The sequence below is a fragment of the Pseudomonas sp. NPDC089408 genome (assembly GCF_044749445.1).
GTDB lineage: Bacteria > Pseudomonadota > Gammaproteobacteria > Pseudomonadales > Pseudomonadaceae > Aquipseudomonas.
The window spans coordinates 45,347-61,899 of sequence record NZ_JBIVHY010000020.1; the positions used below are offsets into that span (position 1 = coordinate 45,347).

At 63.4% G+C, this 16,553-nt stretch carries 13 protein-coding genes; 4 read left to right on the plus strand and 9 right to left on the minus strand.

Annotated features, from left to right (window positions below; genetic code table 11):
* Positions 1-34: 34 nt before the first annotated feature.
* The 3 genes from ACIP02_RS23640 to ACIP02_RS23650 all read right to left on the minus strand — a co-directional run bounded on the left by ACIP02_RS23640 (position 35) and on the right by ACIP02_RS23650 (position 2,588).
* The gene (locus ACIP02_RS23640; RefSeq protein WP_400621480.1) at positions 35-697 is read right to left on the minus strand and encodes an HD domain-containing protein; all 663 of its coding nucleotides are present in this window, start codon (positions 695-697) and stop codon (positions 35-37) included.
* Between the two features lie 50 nt (positions 698-747).
* Positions 748-1,893: a GGDEF domain-containing protein gene (locus tag ACIP02_RS23645; RefSeq protein ID WP_400621358.1), complete on the minus strand. Its 1,146-nt coding sequence runs from the start codon at positions 1,891-1,893 to the stop codon at positions 748-750.
* A gap of 155 nt (positions 1,894-2,048) precedes the next feature.
* Positions 2,049-2,588 (minus strand): LysR family transcriptional regulator, encoded by a 540-nt coding sequence (locus ACIP02_RS23650; RefSeq protein WP_400621361.1) that lies wholly within the window; start codon positions 2,586-2,588, stop codon positions 2,049-2,051.
* Between the two features lie 109 nt (positions 2,589-2,697).
* Here ACIP02_RS23650 and ACIP02_RS23655 point away from each other — a divergent pair, with 109 nt between their 5' ends.
* Positions 2,698-3,702, plus strand: coding sequence for a DMT family transporter (locus tag ACIP02_RS23655; RefSeq protein ID WP_400621364.1), 1,005 nt, complete (start codon positions 2,698-2,700; stop codon positions 3,700-3,702).
* A gap of 84 nt (positions 3,703-3,786) precedes the next feature.
* Here the strand turns inward: ACIP02_RS23655 and pssA are convergent, their stop codons facing one another.
* Positions 3,787-5,115, minus strand: a complete 1,329-nt coding sequence (pssA, locus tag ACIP02_RS23660; protein ID WP_400621366.1) for a CDP-diacylglycerol--serine O-phosphatidyltransferase — start codon at positions 5,113-5,115, stop codon at positions 3,787-3,789.
* Between the two features lie 179 nt (positions 5,116-5,294).
* Between pssA and ACIP02_RS23665 the strand changes: the two genes are divergently transcribed.
* Positions 5,295-6,302, plus strand: coding sequence for a GlxA family transcriptional regulator (locus tag ACIP02_RS23665; RefSeq protein ID WP_400621369.1), 1,008 nt, complete (start codon positions 5,295-5,297; stop codon positions 6,300-6,302).
* A gap of 120 nt (positions 6,303-6,422) precedes the next feature.
* Here ACIP02_RS23665 and ACIP02_RS23670 read toward each other — a convergent pair whose 3' ends face one another.
* The 3 genes from ACIP02_RS23670 to katG form a co-directional block, all read right to left on the minus strand.
* A complete protein-coding gene (locus ACIP02_RS23670; protein WP_400621372.1) occupies positions 6,423-7,757 on the minus strand; it encodes an MFS transporter in 1,335 nt (444 codons plus the stop codon).
* A 155-nt stretch (positions 7,758-7,912) separates the two neighbouring features.
* Positions 7,913-9,124, minus strand: coding sequence for a M24 family metallopeptidase (locus ACIP02_RS23675; protein WP_400621373.1), 1,212 nt, complete (start codon positions 9,122-9,124; stop codon positions 7,913-7,915).
* Positions 9,125-9,376: 252 nt separating this feature from the next.
* Positions 9,377-11,635 (minus strand): catalase/peroxidase HPI, encoded by a 2,259-nt coding sequence (katG, locus tag ACIP02_RS23680; protein ID WP_400621376.1) that lies wholly within the window; start codon positions 11,633-11,635, stop codon positions 9,377-9,379.
* Between the two features lie 446 nt (positions 11,636-12,081).
* Here katG and ACIP02_RS23685 point away from each other — a divergent pair, with 446 nt between their 5' ends.
* On the plus strand, positions 12,082-12,984 hold the full coding sequence (locus ACIP02_RS23685; protein WP_400621379.1) for a LysR substrate-binding domain-containing protein: 903 nt from the start codon (positions 12,082-12,084) through the stop codon (positions 12,982-12,984).
* Positions 12,985-13,142: 158 nt separating this feature from the next.
* Here the strand turns inward: ACIP02_RS23685 and ACIP02_RS23690 are convergent, their stop codons facing one another.
* Entirely contained in the window at positions 13,143-14,021 is an 879-nt protein-coding gene (locus ACIP02_RS23690; protein ID WP_400621382.1) for a DMT family transporter, read from the minus strand.
* Positions 14,022-14,268: 247 nt separating this feature from the next.
* Between ACIP02_RS23690 and ACIP02_RS23695 the strand changes: the two genes are divergently transcribed.
* The gene (locus ACIP02_RS23695) at positions 14,269-15,093 is read left to right on the plus strand and encodes an aldo/keto reductase (protein WP_400621385.1); all 825 of its coding nucleotides are present in this window, start codon (positions 14,269-14,271) and stop codon (positions 15,091-15,093) included.
* 90 nt (positions 15,094-15,183) lie between these two features.
* On the opposite strand, the gene ACIP02_RS23700 is transcribed toward ACIP02_RS23695, so the two are convergent.
* Positions 15,184-16,383, minus strand: a complete 1,200-nt coding sequence (locus ACIP02_RS23700; protein ID WP_400621387.1) for a sugar transporter — start codon at positions 16,381-16,383, stop codon at positions 15,184-15,186.
* Positions 16,384-16,553 lie beyond the last annotated feature (170 nt).

Sequence of the window (16,553 nt, forward strand, 5' to 3'; positions counted from 1 at the left end):
TGGGCTGACTGACCCGGGCTGGCAGACCCGCCCCCTACCCATCGGCGCTCGCCCCGACCTCATCCATGAAGCCTGCAAGAAACACTTCAAGCCGCGCATGGCGTTCGGCAGCCAGGCGCGCCCCTTCTCGGGTTTTAAAGCCTGACGCCAGCTTGAGCAGCTTGGTGTGGAAATGCTCGATGGCATACGCCGTATCCTGATACTCCCTGCCCCGCGCAGCAGGATTCTCGAAGTCATAAAGCGCCGAGCCCATCCGCCCGGACACGTAAAAGCACCGGGCAATCCCCACCGCACCGATCGCGTCCAGGCGGTCACTGTCTTGCAAAATCCTGGCCTCAAGCGTCTGCGGCTCAAACCCGGCCGAGTAACTGTGAGCTTTCACCGCGTGCGCTACCTGCTGCACACGCATCAACGGCCAGCCCATGTCAGCGAGGATCGCTGTGGCCTTGTCCGCCGACAGCGTCGACGCCTGGCCACGCAACGGCGAGTTTTTTTCCACCGCCACGCAGTCATGCAGCACCGTCGCCGCAAGCAGTACCTGCTGGTTGCCACCCTCCGCCCGCTGGATGCGCTGCGCATTCGCCCATACACGATGAATATGGGCCAAGTCGTGGGAGCCATCATTCAGGTCAGGCGGCAGGTGTTTCAGCAGCTCAGCGGCAAGGCGCTGAAAAGGAGCAAAAGCTTCGCTGGTCATGTTTTCCTGTTTTTGAGTTTGCTTCCAGGCGCACGGAAGCAAAGCACTTTTTACTGGCTAAGATCGGCGATCGGCCGCTCGACAAAGCGAATACTGTCACGCCCTCCCCGTTTGGACTGATACAACGCCACATCCCCCTGCTCGATCAACGCCGCCAGGCTTGCGGGCGGCTGGTCGAACAGGTTGGCGCCAATGCTCAAGGTAACCGCCGCAGGCGTCGGCACCGTCTTGCCAGCAAACTGCTGAAACTGCTCACGCAACAACCCGCACAGTTCAACCACCCGCTCGCTGCTGGCCCCACCCAGCAAGATGACAAACTCGTCCCCGCCCAAGCGCGCCGCCAGCGAGCGCTCGGGCAGCACCGAGCGAATCATCTCGCTCAAGGCTATCAGCAACCGGTCGCCAGCAATATGCCCATGCAGGTCATTGACCAGCTTGAAGTTGTCGATGTCGATCAATAGCAACGCCCCGGGCTGGGTCGGGCTCACGTCCTTGAAGAAATGCGCAGCCCGCACCTCCAGCGCCCGCCGGTTGTACAGCGCGGTCAACGGGTCCCGCGCCGCCAGCCGGGCAATCCGTTCCTCACGCCGGTAACGCACGGTACCGGTCATCGACAAGGCAATCAGCATGATCGCCATCGCCCCTTCAACCAGTGAAACCTGAATGATCAGCCCGCCAAAGGTGGCCAGGTCAATCAAGGTGCCCGGCGCGATGGCAATGATTGCCTTGATTACATAAAACTGCCCATGGATCAGCAATACATAGCGCAACTGCACCGCACCAACGCTCAGCGATTTGCCATGCGGGCGCAGCAGAAAACTGGCCTTGAGCGTCAGCGCGGCCACCAGCAACGAGTTGACCATCAGCATCAGCTTCGACCACTGCGGCCCCACGGGCAACAGCAGCAAGGCGAACCAGACCAGCACGATCATCAGCCAGCCACGCGACAAGCGCTCCTGGGTAAAGCGCAGGACGCCCATCAGGAAGAATGCGTGGGCAACCACCAGCAAGCCATTGGCGAACCAGATGCCGATGAACAGCAAACCGATCCCGCGCAACAACGCCAGGATGCAACCAACAGTAATAGTGGCGAAACCTGCGCTCCAGAACAGCAAAGAGGGTTCGCGGACACTGCGCCATTCAATTGCCAGGTACAGCGCAGCAGCCGCTGCCAGGGCAACCGAAATGGTCAGCATCGTGGGTGGATCTAACGCCATATACGCATTGGCCTATCTGGTTAACGTGGAAAAGGCCGGATTGTATGCGCTCGTGATGACTTTTCAGAGGGCGCTTGGTCCGGTTGCCTGCAATTGCCAGTTCGGCCCCTGCAGATGCCCGTGCGAGCGAAATATCATATTGCCACTACTGAGCCATTCAAACCACTGCCGCAACATGCCGTTGGCCGGATAAAAAGCTCACCAGTTGCCGCCCGTGTGAACTCAGGCGCTCCCAATCGCGAAAGCACAAGCGCAACTCCAGGGTGGCCCAGCTTTCTGCCAGCGCCACGCTCCATCAGTTGCAGGTCGACTTCGGAGTAATCGGCCAGGAACGGCCCCAATATCGCCGGCAACAGCGTACTGTTGGACACCGTGGAGGCTGCCAGGCGCAGGGTGATGCGCTGCTCGCCAGCCAGCTCCTGCAGGGTACCCTGCAGTTTCTGCGCCTCGGCCAGCACACTTCGCGCCCCCTCCAGCACCAGGCGGCCGGCAGGCGTCAGCTGCATGCCAGCAGCATTGCGGGTGAACAACGCCAGGCCACAACGCTCTTCCAGCAGACGCAGGCGATTGCTGGCAGCCGATACCGCCACCGGGAAGCTTGCAGCGGCCTTGCTCAGGCTCCCTGAGGCTGCAATGGCCAGCAGCAGGCGTAAATCAGTCAGGTCGAACGGCATGCCCCTTCCCCTTATTCAAAAACGAACACGGCGTTCGATAAAAAGCGATTTTAGCGCAGGCGCCTTCTGTTCAGAATAAGCCCTGACTTTCCTCTGCCATGAGTACTCCATGAACGCGTTACGCAGCCTGATCCAGCGCCAACTGCAAAGCGGCGCCCTGTACGCCGTACTGGCGGCCTTGGGCTTCAGCTTCAAGGCCATTTTCGTCAAGCTTGCCTACGCCGCTGGGCCGGTGGACGCCATCAGCCTGCTGGCCATGCGCATGGGGCTGTCGCTGCCGCTGTTTGCCTGGCTGGTCTGGGCCAGCCGCAGCCAGGGCAGTACGGTGCTCAACCTCGGTGACGGCTTGCGCGTGGCCATGCTCGGGTTGCTGGGCTATTACCTGGCCAGCCTGTTCGACTTCTATGGCCTGCAGTACATCAGCGCCGGGCTTGAGCGTTTGATCTTGTTCACCTACCCCACCCTGGTGCTGGTGTTCCAGGCGGTGGCCCTGCGCGAACGGCCAAGCCTGCGCACCTTGTCGGCCATGGGCCTGTGCTACCTGGGGCTGGGCATTGCCTTTGTCCACGACGTCAGCGTGGCCGGAGCCGGCCAACAGGTGGTGCTGGGTTCGCTGTGGGTGTTCGCCAGTGCGGTGACCTATGCGCTGTACTACTCCGGCACCGGGGTGATGCTCAAGCGCATGAACTCGATGCGCCTGGCCGGGCTGTGCGGGACTGCATCGTCGCTGATGGTGCTGGCGCATTACCTGCTGGTGGCGCCAGTCGGGCAACTGTGGCAACTGCCGAGTGCGGTGTGGGTCAATGCCGGCTTGATGGCGGTATTTTCCACGGTGTTGCCGATCTACTGGGTAGCGCTGGCGATCCAGCGCCTGGGGCCGACCCATACGGCGGCGGTGGGCAACCTTGGGCCAGTGCTGACTGTGCTGGCGTCGTGGGCGCTGTTGAGCGAGGAGATTTCGTTGTACCAGGTGATTGGGCTGGCGGTGGTGCTGTTTGCTGTTTCGCGGCTCAAGCCGAAGGGCAACCAGGTAACCAAAGCGGCACAGCCCGGCGCAGTCAGTGTAGGAGCGGCCTTGTGTCGCGATCGGGCTGCAAAGCAGCCCCAGCAATAGTGGCGGTGACGCTAAAATCGAGGGGCCGCTTTGCGGCCCGATCGCGACGCAAGGCCGCTCCTAAAAAAAGCGCACCTGGCGGGGTCACAGCACCCGCTTGATTAGCGGCTCCAGCCGGCTATAACGCAACCGCCGCAAGAACTTGCGCACTTCCTTGGGGTGCTCGGCCTTGACCCCCAGCGCCTCTGCCGAGCCAATCTGCGGGGCAAACCGGCGCAGCTCGTTCAACTCCGCCTCGCGCGGACCCAACCATTGCCCTTGCGGGTCGTCGATCAGCAGGCCGTTTTCCAGGTCCAGGTTGAACCCGCGCGGGTTGAGGTTGTTGCCGGTCAACAGCGAATAGCGCTGGTCAATCCACACCCCCTTGGCGTGGAAGGTATGCCCGGGATCGTTCCAGATCCGCACTTCAAGCTGGCCACTGGCGATTGCGGCATGCCGACGCCGGACGAAGGCGCGCAGGTTGTCTTCATACAGGTAGGGCAACGCACCACTGGCACTGAACGGCTCGCCAGGTGCGATATAGAAGTCGTTGGCCGTACGATCACCGACAATCAGTTCAACGCGCACACCCCGTTGCAAGGCATGGTCAAGCTCGCGCATCACCACCCGCGGCGGGTTGAAGTATGGCGTGCTGATGATGATCTGCGTGCGCGCCGCCGCCAGCAAGGCGCACAGCGCCCGGTTCAGCGGGTTGCCACGGCCCACGCCCAGTAGGGGAATCACCCGCAGGCCCTGCCCTGCAACGCTGGCCGGTGCCTCGTAGGCCATGCGCCGCAACCGCGCACGCAAGCGCCGAATATCGCCGCGCAGGCTGCGGGTTGAAGGAGGCGCCGGGAGGTCGAGGCGCGGTGTGGCGGTGTGGTGCAGCAAACGCTGCACCAGCTCGGCCATGGCATCGGCCAGTGCCGGTGACTGGAACAGGTGATAGCGGTCCAGACGGTAGCGGTCGAAACGGTGCAGGTACACGTTGTTCAGGCTGGCGCCGGTATAGATCACGCAGTCGTCGATGATGCTGCCCTTCAAATGCAACACCCCGAACAGCTCGCGGGTCTGCACCGGCACCCCGTGGATGGCGATATCCAGCCCGCGCATCTGCCGTTGGGCCTGGTACCAGGCTGCATTGCCCGGTTGGCGCCCAGCCCCCAGCAGGCCGCGGCGGGCGCGGAACCAGTCGACCACGATGGTGATTTGCAGGCCAGGCCGTGCGGCTTTGGCCTGGTACAAGGCATCCAGTATCTCCTGGCCGGCCTCGTCTTCCTGCAGGTACAGGGCGACGATGACGATGCGCCGGGTGGCCGCGCGGATGCGCTCGAGCAGGCAGGTGCGGTAGGCCTTGGCATCGGGCAGCACCTGGATCGATTCGGGCGCGATGGCGTAGCCTGGCAAGCCTGCCAGCAAGGATTCGGGGTTCACTGACGATCACCTTCTCTGTGCAATCACTGTCGGCCCTGCCAACCGGCGGGGCCATTCCTGGCCGTTATGCCCGGGGTGTAAGATCGACCCGGCAACGACCTATAACAACAAGAACCACGCGAGGCCCGGTTTCTCACTGCCCCTGAACAACATGCCTCAGCTTGCACAGGAACAGCGCAATGGTCCACCCCACTTCTGCAAACCTATCGCCTTCTATTGTAAAGAGTTGTTCGGTAAAGACCTTCGGTTTCCTGATTCTGCCCAATTTCACCACCATCGGCCTGGCATCGGCAGTAGAAACCCTGCGCATGGCCAACCTGGCTGCACGCAAGCCACTGTTTCGCAGCGTGCTGATCGCGGCGGACGACGCGCCGGTAGTGGCCAGCAACGGCATGCGCGTGCTGCCCGACTACAGCATCGCCAACGCCCCCGCATTGGATGCGCTACTCGTGGTCGGCGCCAACCCGATCGATCGCGGCCGAGGCAACCGCCCGCTGATCGACTGGTTACGCCAATTGGCCCGGCAGCGCTTGCCGCTGGGCGGCATCTGCACCGGCAGCTACCTGCTGGCCAAGGCCGAACTGCTCAAGGGCTACCGCTGCACCATCCACTGGGAAGACCTGCCGACGCTGCAGGCGCACTTCCCCGGCATCGTCATTTCCAGCCAACTGTTCGAGCTGGACCGCGACCGTTACACCTGCTCGGGCGGGGTGGCGGCGATGGACATGATGCTGCAACTGGTGGCCCGCGAACCCGGCGGCCAGGACATCGCGGCCAAGGCTGCCGAATTGCTGCTGTGTGACCGCGTGCGTGGCGAGCGCGATCGCCAGCGGGTGCCGCTGCGCACCCTGCTCGGCAGCGCCCAGCCCAAGTTGAGCCAGGTGGTGGCAATCATGGAGGCCAACCTGGAAGAGCCACTGGCGCTGGAGGAACTGGCCAGCCTCAACGAGGTGACGGTGCGCCAGCTCGAGCGGCTGTTCCACAAGTACCTGCAGCGCACCCCCAGCCAGTATTACCTGGAGCTGCGCCTGTCGCGGGCACGGGAGCTGCTGCTACGCAGTGATGTGCAGGTGCGCGAGGTGGCGCTGGCCTGCGGGTTCAGTTCCCCGGCGCATTTTTCCAAGAGCTATAGCCGGTTCTTTGGTTTGTCGCCGTTGGGGGAGCGGCGGCAGGCTTCTTTGCATTGACTGAAATGTTGTGTCGGCTTTGCCGGCCTCTTCGCGGGTGAACCCGCTCCTACAATGATCGCGTCGTGATCGCTTTCTTGTAGGAGCGGGTTCACCGGCGAAGAGGCCGGTGCAGTTCACCTAATCTTCAAGAGCCGTATACGCGGTCTCCCGGCACATCAGCATGGCCACCAGCGCCACCAGTGCCGCCGCCAGCAAATACCCCGCCGGCGCCAGCTTGCTGCCGGTCACGTGGATTAACCAGGTGGCAATGAACGGCGCCGTACCGCCAAAAAACGCGTTGGCCACATTGAAACTCAGGGCAAAACCGCTAAAGCGCACCCGCGTCGGAAAAATTTCCGCCAGCAGGCACGGTAAGGTACCGTCGTTCATCGCCAGCATTGCACCAAAGAAAATCTGGATCGCCAGGATTACCAGCAGCGGTTGCCCGTCCAGCAGGCGGAACAACGGCACGGTCAACCCGAGAAACAACAGCGAGGCCACCACCAGCATGGTCTTGCGCCCAAAATGGTCAGACAGCCGCCCCATGAGGAAAATCAAGCCGATATAGGTGGCCAGCGACACCGTCGAGGCAATGAACGAATCGCGCTCGCTCATACCCATTTCATTGGACAGATAGGTGGGCATGTAGCTGAGCAACAGGTAGAACGCCACCGCATTCAGGCAGGTGACCCCAATGCCGATGGCCAGGCTGCGACGGTGCTGGCCCAGCAGTTCGCGTAGCGGCGTCGGGGCCATGCCTGCCTTGTGCTCCAGGCGCTGCTCCATCTCCAGAAACTTGGGCGTGTCCTGCAGACTCATGCGGATATAGCGCCCCACCAGGCCAAACGGCGCGGCCAGCAGGAACGGCAGGCGCCAGCCCCACTCATGCAGGGCTTCGCTGCTGAGCAGTTCCTGCAGCACTGCGACAAACGCCGCACCAAACAGCAAACCCGCCGCCGTGCTGGCCGGCACGATGCTGGTGTACAAGCCACGCCGCCCAGGCGGCGCATATTCGGCCAGGAACGCAGCAGCACCGGCGTACTCGCCTGAGGCGGAAAACCCCTGCACCAGGCGGATCAGCAACAGCAGCGCCGGTGCCCACAGGCCGATTTGCGCATAGCCGGGCAACAGGCCGATGCAAAAGGTGGATACCGACATGATCAGAATCGACCACGACAGTGCGTTGCGCCGACCATGGCGGTCGCCGAAATGGCCCCAGACAATGCCGCCCAGCGGGCGCACCAGGAACGACAGGGCGAACACCGCGAAGGTGGCCAGCAGGCCGGTGGTCTTGTCGGTTTGCGGGAAGAAGGTAGCGGCGATGATGGTGGCCAGGTAGCCGTAGGCGGCGTAGTCGAACCACTCGACGAAGTTGCCCATGAAACTGGCCCGGGCGGCCTTGCGCAAGGCCTGGCGCTCGGCGTTGTGCGCGGGGCCGGCGACAGCGGATGGGTCAAGGGTGGTGCTGGACATGACGGGTACCCTCTGGTTCTTTTAATTGGAGGCAGGGTCTGGTGGTCATACAGTGTTTTTTTTGTTGTCTGGGCTGGCCTCTTCGCGGGTAAACCCGCTCCTGCAACAAATCTCTGTAGGAGCGGGCTTGCCCGCGAATCAGGCGACGCCGATGCTTATTTGCGAATGATGTTGTGCTCCGGCCCATACGGGAACCGGGTGATGTTCTCGGCGCCGCTGTCGTTGACGATCAGAATGTCATGCTCGCGATAGCCGCCCGCCCCCGGCCGCCCTTCGGGCAGCATGATCATCGGTTCGATCGACACCACCATGCCCGGCTCCAGCACCGTGTCGATGTCTTCGCGCAGCTCAAGGCCCGCCTCACGGCCGTAATAGTGGCTCAAGGTGCCGAACGAATGGCCGTAACCGAAGGTGCGGTACTGCAGCAGGTCGTGGCGCAGAAAGATTTCGTTCAGTTCGCGAGCAATGTCGCTACAGCGCATGCCCGGGCGTACCCGTTTTAGCCCAGCTTCATGCACTTCGACGTTGGCCTGCCACAGGCGCAGGTACTCGTCCGGGCAGTGGTCGAGGAACAGCGTGCGCTCCAGCGCGGTGTAATAGCCGGCGATCATCGGGAAGCAATTGAGGCTGAGGATTTCGCCCTTGCCCACCCGGCGGCCGGTCACCGGGTTGTGTGCGCCATCGGTATTGAGCCCGGACTGGAACCAGGTCCAGGTGTCCATCAGCTCGGCATCCGGAAAGCGCTTGGCAATTTCGCGGACCATCGCCTGAGTAGCATGCAGCGCCACTTCGTACTCTGGTACATCCTCGCGCAGCGCCTCGACCACCGCCGCCCCGCCAATATCGGCCACCTGCGCGCCGTGGCGGATCAACGCCTGCTCCTCGGCCGACTTGATCATGCGCATGCGCATGCACGGTGCGCCGATGTCCACCAGTTCGGCCTTGGGGTAGCAGGCGGCAAGCTTACTGTGGTTCTGCAGGTTGAGGTGATCATGCTCCACGCCGATGCGTGAAGCCAGCGGCAGCGCCTGCTGGATGGCAACGAAGTAGTTGTCGCGCTGCCAGTCGGTATAGACGATGTTGTCGGTGCCGACCGTGCGCCGCCAGGGTTGACCACCATCGATGTTGGCACTGATCGAGGCCACCTTGTCCTGGGTTATCACCAGCGCATACGGGCGGCCGAACGAGCAGTAGAGGAAATCGCTGTAGTAGTTGACATTGTGGTAAGAGGTGAAAATCGCCGCCTCGATGTCCTGCTCCGCCATGTAGGCCCGCAGCCGGGCATGACGGGCGGCGTATTCCTGGGCAGAGAACGTTGGCTGCACCTTGTCGCCGTTGCGAATTTTCAGGGTCTTGGGCATTTGCATGGTCGGGGTTCCTTGTCGTTGTTTAGCACGCTGTTCAGGCCGGCCGCCTGAGAAGCATTGCAACAGAACCGACGAGGGGGCTTTTGTATCTATCCGACCTCAAATTGGCGGGATCGCCACTGGCCTCAGGGGCTGCTTTGCAGCCCTTTCGCGACACAAGGCCGCTCCCACAAGGCCCTGCATATGCCTATCAGTGTGGGAGCGGCCTTGTGCCGCGAATGGGGCGCAAAGCACCCCAGTTCTTCAACGCTGCTATTTCAGGTCAAAACGGTCCAGCTCCATGACCTTCTCCCAAGCCGCAACAAAGTCGCGCACGAACTTGTCGCCACCGTCGCCACTGCCATACACCTCGCTCAACGCCCGCAGCTGCGCATGCGAACCAAACACCAGGTCAACCCGGCTACCGGTCCACTTCACCTGCCCGGTCTTGCGGTCGCGGCCTTCGAAGGCTTCGTTATCCGCCGAGGTCGGCTTCCATTCCACGCCCATGTCCAACAGGTTGCGGAAGAAGTCGTTGGTCAGCGTGCCGACCTTGTCGGTGAATACACCCTGCGTGTTGCCACCATGGTTGGCGCCCAGCACCCGTAGGCCACCGATCAGTACGGTCAGCTCTGGTGCGGTCAAGGTCAGCAGCTGAGCTTTATCCAGCAGCAGTTTCTCGGCCTTGACGCTGTAGCGGCTTTTGCTGAAGTTGCGGAAGCCATCGCTCAGCGGCTCCAGCACGGCGAACGACTCGACGTCAGTCTGTTCCTGCGAGGCATCGGCACGGCCTGGCTGGAACGCAACGCGCAGGTTATGCCCGGCGTCCTTGGCGGCTTTTTCCACAGCCGCGGCACCGGCTAGGACGATCAGGTCGGCCAGCGAGATCCGCTTGCCGCCGGCATTGAACTCGGCCTGTACCTTTTCCAGTGTCGCCAGCACCTTGCCGGTGCCCTGGTTGGCCGCCCAGTCTTTCTGCGGCGCCAGGCGCAGGCGGCCACCGTTGGCCCCGCCACGCTTGTCCGAGCCACGGAAGGTCGATGCCGCCGCCCATGCCGTAGCCACCAACTCGCCAACACTCAGGCCGGTTGCCAGCACTTTGGCCTTGAGCGCAGCAATGTCCTGCTCACCCACCAGCGGGTGCTCGACTTTCGGGATCGGGTCTTGCCACAGGAGCTCTTCGTTGGGCGTTTCCGGCCCCAGATAGCGTGCCAGCGGGCCCATGTCGCGGTGAATCAGCTTGTACCAGGCACGGGCGAAGGCATCCGCCAGCTGATCGGGGTTATCCTTGAAGCGGCGGGCGATCGGCTCGTAGATCGGGTCGAAACGCAGCGCCAGGTCAGAGGTGAGCATCGACGGCGCATGGCGCTTGGCCGGGTCATGGGCATCCGGCACGCTGCCCGCGCCCTTGCCGTCCTTCGGCGTCCACTGGTGCGCACCGGCCGGGCTCTTGGTCAGCTCCCAGTCGAAGTTGAACAGGTTGTTGAGGTACTCGTTGCTCCATTGGGTGGGGGTCGAGGTCCAGGTCACTTCCAGGCCGCTGGTAATGGTATCGCCGCCCTTGCCGGTGCCGAACTTGTTGGGCCAGCCCAGGCCTTGCAGTTCCAGGCCTGCTGCTTCCGGCTCGGGGCCGACGTTGTCGGCAGGGCCGGCACCGTGGGTTTTGCCGAACGCGTGACCGCCGGCAATCAGCGCCACGGTTTCTTCGTCGTTCATGGCCATGCGGCCAAAGGTGTCACGGATGTCCTTGCCCGAAGCCACCGGGTCGGGGTTGCCTTCCGGGCCTTCCGGGTTCACGTAGATCAGACCCATCTGCACGGCGGCCAGCGGGTTTTCCAGGTTGCGCTCACCGCTCAGGTCACGGCTTTCTTCTTCCGGGCGCTTGGCAGGTTCGGCCACCAGGTCCCCCTGCCCCGGCGGCTGGGCCTTGACCTGCTCCTTGCCGTAGCGGGTATCGCCGCCCAGCCAGACCTTCTCCGAACCCCAGTACACATCCTCGTCGGGCTCCCACACATCGGCGCGGCCACCAGAGAAGCCGAAGGTCTTGAAGCCCATGGATTCCAAGGCGACGTTGCCGGTGAGCACGATCAGGTCGGCCCAGGAAATCTTGTTGCCGTACTTCTGCTTGATCGGCCACAGCAGGCGCCGGGCCTTGTCCAGGCTGACGTTGTCCGGCCAGCTGTTGAGCGGGGCGAAGCGTTGCTGGCCAGAGCCCGCACCGCCGCGACCATCGCCAATGCGGTAGGTGCCAGCGCTGTGCCAGGCCATGCGGATGAACAGCGGGCCGTAGTGGCCGAAGTCGGCTGGCCACCAGTCCTGCGAGTCGGTCATCAGGGCGGTCAGGTCTTGCTTCAGGGCCTGGAAGTCGAGGCTCTTGAACGCCTTGGCGTAGTCGAAATCCGCGTCCATCGGGTCGGACTTCGACGAGTGCTGATGAAGGATTCTGAGGTTGAGCTGGTCAGGCCACCAGTCACGGTTGGTGGTGCCGCCACCTGCGGTTTGATGGAACGGGCATTTCGATTCGTTCGACATCTGCGGGTACCTTTGGGTCGGTTATCCAGATTTCCGGTCTATGCCAGGTGTTCTTTCAGCCGAGCGTGTGGGCTCGTGCTACCCCTCATCAGGTGTATACGGGGCTTGCGAAACTGCCACGGTGGGTGAGCGCGGTCTTGCACGCAGGTGCTGGCACGCCGCCCGCACGCGGAATTCGCGGGGCCAGGGGAAAGACTAGCCGAGCTTGAGCAGAGTTCTAATAGAGTGGGTATTGGAGGGTGATAGGTTGGCTCTGTCAGCTTTCCTGTGCCGGCCTCTTCTCGGGTGAACCCGCTCCCACAGGATCACCACAGGTCATGGGCGCTGTGCAGTACCTGTGGGAGCGGGTTCACCCGCGAAGAGGCCGGCACATCCGTACAAGGCAACAAGGCTTGCTACATGCTTCAATACACCGCCACCCCCTACACTCCGGAACCCGACCCCTCATGAACCGCAACGACCTGCGCCGCGTCGACATGAACCTGCTGGTGCTGTTCGAAGCCCTGATGATCGAACGCAACCTGACCCGCGTCGGTGAAAAGCTGTTCATCACCCAGTCCACCGTCAGCGCCGCCCTCGCCCGCCTGCGCGAGCTGTTCGACGACCCGCTGCTGATCCGCAGTGGCCGGGCCATGGAGCCCACGCCAAGGGCCATGCAGATCTTCGCCGAGCTGGGCCCGGCCATGGACGTGATTTCCGCTGCCATCAGCCGTGCCCGCGAATTCGAGCCTGCCAACAGTTGCAACGTGTTCCGCCTGGGCCTGTCGGATGATGCCGAGTTCGGCCTGTTCCCGGCCCTGCTGCAAGCCCTGCGCGAAGAGGCGCCGGACATCAGCGTGGTCGTGCGCCGGGCCAACTTCCTGCTGATGCCGGGCCTGCTGGCCAGCGGTGAAATCTCGGTCGGGGTGAGCTACACCACGGACCTGCCGGCCACTGCCAAGCGCCGTAAGCTGCGTGACATCGGCGTGCGCGTGCTGCGCGCCGACGACCGCCCCGGCCCGCTGACACTCGACGAATACTGCGCCCGCCCGCATGTCATGGTGTCGTTCTCCGGTGACATGAGCGGCAACATCGACCTCGACCTGGCGCGCATCGGCCGCTGCCGCAAGGTGGTGCTGGCCGTGCCGCAGTTCGGCAGCCTGCGCGCCCTGCTGCGCAACACCGAACTGATTGCCACGGTACCGGACTACGCTGCCAGCGCCTTGACCGACGACGGCAGCCTGCGCGCCGACCCGGCACCGTTCGACATCACCGAAGCCGAGCTGTCGATGGTGTGGAGCGGCGCGCAGGACAACGACCCGGCCGAACGCTGGCTGCGCGAACGCATCCTGCAGTTCATGGCACGGTAGATTGGCTTTGTCGGGGCGGCTGTGGATCGATTAACGGCTGCCTGGTGATCGCCGCAAGGGTTTTGGTGCCTGTGAGATCGAGCGCCGCCCGCGCGGCGCACGATCTCACAAGCGCATGAGAAACTCAGCCATGCGCCTCTTCGCACCAACGCAAAACTTCACTTACCCCGCTGCATCCACGCCGCCCCCAGCCCACTGAGGCAGATCACCGAAATCCCCACCAGGCTCAAGGTATCCGGCACCTGGCTATACACCACCAGCCCAAGCAAGCCGGCAAACACGATCTGGCAATAGCTGAACGGCGCCAGCAATGCCGGCGCCGCATGGCGGAAGGCCTGGGTCAGCAGCAGGTGCGCGGTCATGCCGAAGCCACCCAGCGCCAGCATCAGCAAGGCGTGGTCCCAGCGCGGCACTTCCCAGAAGAACGGCACCAGCGCACTCATCGCCAGGGTATTGCACAGCCCTGCATAAAAATTGCTGGTGGTCGGGCTGTCATGCGCAGCCAGGATGCGCGTCAGCAACTGGTAGAAACAGAAGCCCAACGCCGAACCGAACGGGTAGAGGATCGCCGGGGTAAACATTGCCCCACCCGGGTGCACCACTATCAGCACGCCGATAAAGCCCAGCACCACCGCCACCCACTGCCCGACCGTCACCCGCTCTTTCAATAGCGGCGCCGACAACGCGGTGACCAGCACCGGAGCCAGGAAGTTGACCGCCGTGGCCTCGGCCAGCGGCAGGTATTGCAGGCCAGTGGTGAACAGCAGGCTGGTGCTCAATAGGCTCAGGGCGCGTAAGGTCTGCAACAGCGGGCGGCGGGTGCGCAGTACGTTGAGGCCGGACTTGGGCAGGAAGATGCCGGCCATCAGCAGCGTATGCACCACATAACGCGCCCACACCACCATGACGATCGGGTACAGGCCGCCAAGGAACTTGGACAAGGCATCGTGGCTGGCAAACAGGAACGTCGCCACTACCACCAGGGCGATGCCGCGCAAGGGTTGGTTGACGCCGGACAGCGGTGTGCTGGAACTCATGGCTCTCTCGATGACGGCGCGGCGGCACGCTACGCCCAGGGAAGGCCGCACAGGCCTGGCCTGGCGGATGCAACAGCTCGGATTCTAGAAGAGATGCCGCAGGATAAGGAAGTTCATTTGCCGCTTGTCCAGGTCGAACGCAATTTGTGTTCGCTGATCGACCACTTTGTGCCTCGCACGCATGGCCCGTGCCGTGCTGATGATCGACCATCGACCGCCAACCCTGCCCACCGTACAAGGAATTTACATGCAAAGGCTTACCACCCGTAACGGCCTGGACCTGCCTGCAATCGGCCTCGGCACCTGGCCAATGACCGGCAGCGAGTGCACCGCGGCGGTACACCAGGCCCTGGACGTGGGTTACCGGCACATCGACACCGCCACCGCCTACGACAACGAAGCGGCCGTCGGCCAGGCCCTGCGCGACAGCGACGTTCCGCGCGAACAGATCCACCTGACCACCAAGGTGTGGTGGGATCGCCTGGAGCCCAAGGCCATGCGCCAGTCGCTGGAAGACAGCCTGCGCGCCCTGGGTACCGAGCAGGTCGACCTGTTCCATATCCACTGGCCTGGCCAGGACTGGGACCTGGCCCGCAGCATCGACACCCTGGTGGCCCTGCGTGACGAGGGCAAGGCGCGCCACATCGGCGTGGCCAACTTCCCGCTGGGGCTGCTGCGCCAGGTGGTGGAAACCCTGGGCGCGCCGCTGTCGGCTATCCAGGTGGAATACCACGTACTGCTCAGCCAGCAACCGCTGCTCGACTACGCCCGCAGCCGTGACCTGCTGCTCACCGCCTACACCCCGCTGGCCCGGCGCCAGGCGGCGGCGCAGCCGGTGATCCAGGACATCGCCCGCAAGCACGGCGTACTGCCTAGCCAGGTGGCGCTGAAGTGGCTGCTGGACCAGGACGGTGTGGCAGCGATACCCAAGGCCAGCAGCCGTGAAAACCAGCTGGCCAACCTGGCAGCATTGACCGTGCACCTGGATGACGAAGACCGCGCAGCGATAGCCGCGCTGCCGAAGGACCAACGCGTGGTCAGCCCGGCGTTTGCGCCGGACTGGAATAGCTGAGCCTTGCTCAAGCCCTGAAAGCTTGCGCGGCCCATTGCGCGAGCGGGTTCACCCGCAAAGGAGGCCGGTACGCCAATCAAGGCTGCCCAGTCAGTGTGTCAGCGCCTCGCGGAAGCGTCGGGTGCTGGCCATTGCCAGCAGCAATCCGACCACCGCCACGCTACCGCCCACCAGCCCGATATCCGCCACATCCATCTGGCTGCTGACGATACTGCCCAGCAACGCACCACCACCAATGCCAATGTTGTAGATGCCCGAGAACAGCGCCATGGCCACGTCGGTAGCGTCAGACGCCAGTTTCAGCGTCTTGGACTGCAGCGACAGGCTGAAGCTGAGAATCGCCACACCCCAGAACATGCTCAACACCGCGAAGAGGTAGAAGTTGCCCGACAGCGGCAACAGCAGCAGCAGGCATGCCGCCAGCACGCCGATCGAGCCCACCAGGAAGCCATGCGGAAAGCGTTCGCTGTAGCGGCTGAACAGCAACGAGCCAAACACCCCGGCGCCGCCGAACAGCAGCAACAACAGCGTGGTGCGCTCGCCGCCGATCTGTGCCACGTGCAGGGCGAACGGCTCGATGTAGCTGTACGCGGTGAACTGCGCCGTGATCACCAGCGTCACCAGCAGGTAGGTAATGACCAACGCCGGGCGCTTGAACAGGATCGGCAAGCTGCGCAGCGAGCCGGAGTTCTGGCTGGGCAGCAGCGGCAGCGATTTCATCAGGCACAGCATGGTGGCCAGCGCCACCCCGGCAATGCTCAGGAAGGTGATGCGCCAGCCCAGCGCCTCGCCCACCACGCGGCCCAATGGGATACCCAGAACCATGGCCAGGGTGGTGCCGGTGGCCAGCAGGCCCAGCGCCTTGGCCTGCTGGCCTGGCGGCGCCACGCGCACGGCCAGCGAGGCGGTGATGGCCCAGAACACCGCATGCGCCAGGGCAATGCCGATACGGCTGACCAGCAACATAACAAAGCTTTGCGACAGCCACGACAGCAAGTGGCTGACGATGAATACCAGGAACACGAACAGCAGCAGGCGCCGCCGTTCGATATTGCGGGTCAGCAACATCATCGGCAACGAGGCCAACGCCACCACCCAGGCGTAGATGGTCAGCATCAGGCCGACCTGGGCGGTGCTCATGTCGAAGCTGCGGCCAATGTCGCTGAGCAACGCCACCGGGACGAATTCGGTGGTGTTGAAAATGAAGGCCGCCAAGGCCAGGGCAATGACGCTCAGCCAGCTGCCGCCGCCCGTCGTGGGCGGCATGTGGGTGGGAGTGGGTCCGTTCATGGGTGAAAAATGCTTCTCCGCAGACAAGGCAACAGGTCGCACGCCAGCCACCCGCTTGCAAGGCTGCCGACGTACGCTTTGTTATGAATAGGAATGCCCGGCATGGTACGCGTCAAGCCGGGGCCTCACAACCGCAAGTCAGGCAGAAGGAGTACCATGCGCGCTTTGTA

Coding starts and splice junctions, on each gene's coding strand:
- ACIP02_RS23640 (WP_400621480.1), bottom strand. CDS start 697: ATGACCAGCGAAGCTTTTGCTCCTTTTCAGCGCCTTGCCGCTGAGCTG.
- ACIP02_RS23645 (WP_400621358.1), bottom strand. CDS start 1,893: ATGCTGACCATTTCGGTTGCCCTGGCAGCGGCTGCTGCGCTGTACCTG.
- ACIP02_RS23650 (WP_400621361.1), bottom strand. CDS start 2,588: ATGCCGTTCGACCTGACTGATTTACGCCTGCTGCTGGCCATTGCAGCC.
- ACIP02_RS23655 (WP_400621364.1), top strand. CDS start 2,698: ATGAACGCGTTACGCAGCCTGATCCAGCGCCAACTGCAAAGCGGCGCC.
- ACIP02_RS23665 (WP_400621369.1), top strand. CDS start 5,295: ATGGTCCACCCCACTTCTGCAAACCTATCGCCTTCTATTGTAAAGAGT.
- ACIP02_RS23670 (WP_400621372.1), bottom strand. CDS start 7,757: ATGTCCAGCACCACCCTTGACCCATCCGCTGTCGCCGGCCCCGCGCAC.
- ACIP02_RS23675 (WP_400621373.1), bottom strand. CDS start 9,124: ATGCAAATGCCCAAGACCCTGAAAATTCGCAACGGCGACAAGGTGCAG.
- katG (WP_400621376.1), bottom strand. CDS start 11,635: ATGTCGAACGAATCGAAATGCCCGTTCCATCAAACCGCAGGTGGCGGC.
- ACIP02_RS23685 (WP_400621379.1), top strand. CDS start 12,082: ATGAACCGCAACGACCTGCGCCGCGTCGACATGAACCTGCTGGTGCTG.
- ACIP02_RS23690 (WP_400621382.1), bottom strand. CDS start 14,021: ATGAGTTCCAGCACACCGCTGTCCGGCGTCAACCAACCCTTGCGCGGC.
- ACIP02_RS23695 (WP_400621385.1), top strand. CDS start 14,269: ATGCAAAGGCTTACCACCCGTAACGGCCTGGACCTGCCTGCAATCGGC.
- ACIP02_RS23700 (WP_400621387.1), bottom strand. CDS start 16,383: ATGAACGGACCCACTCCCACCCACATGCCGCCCACGACGGGCGGCGGC.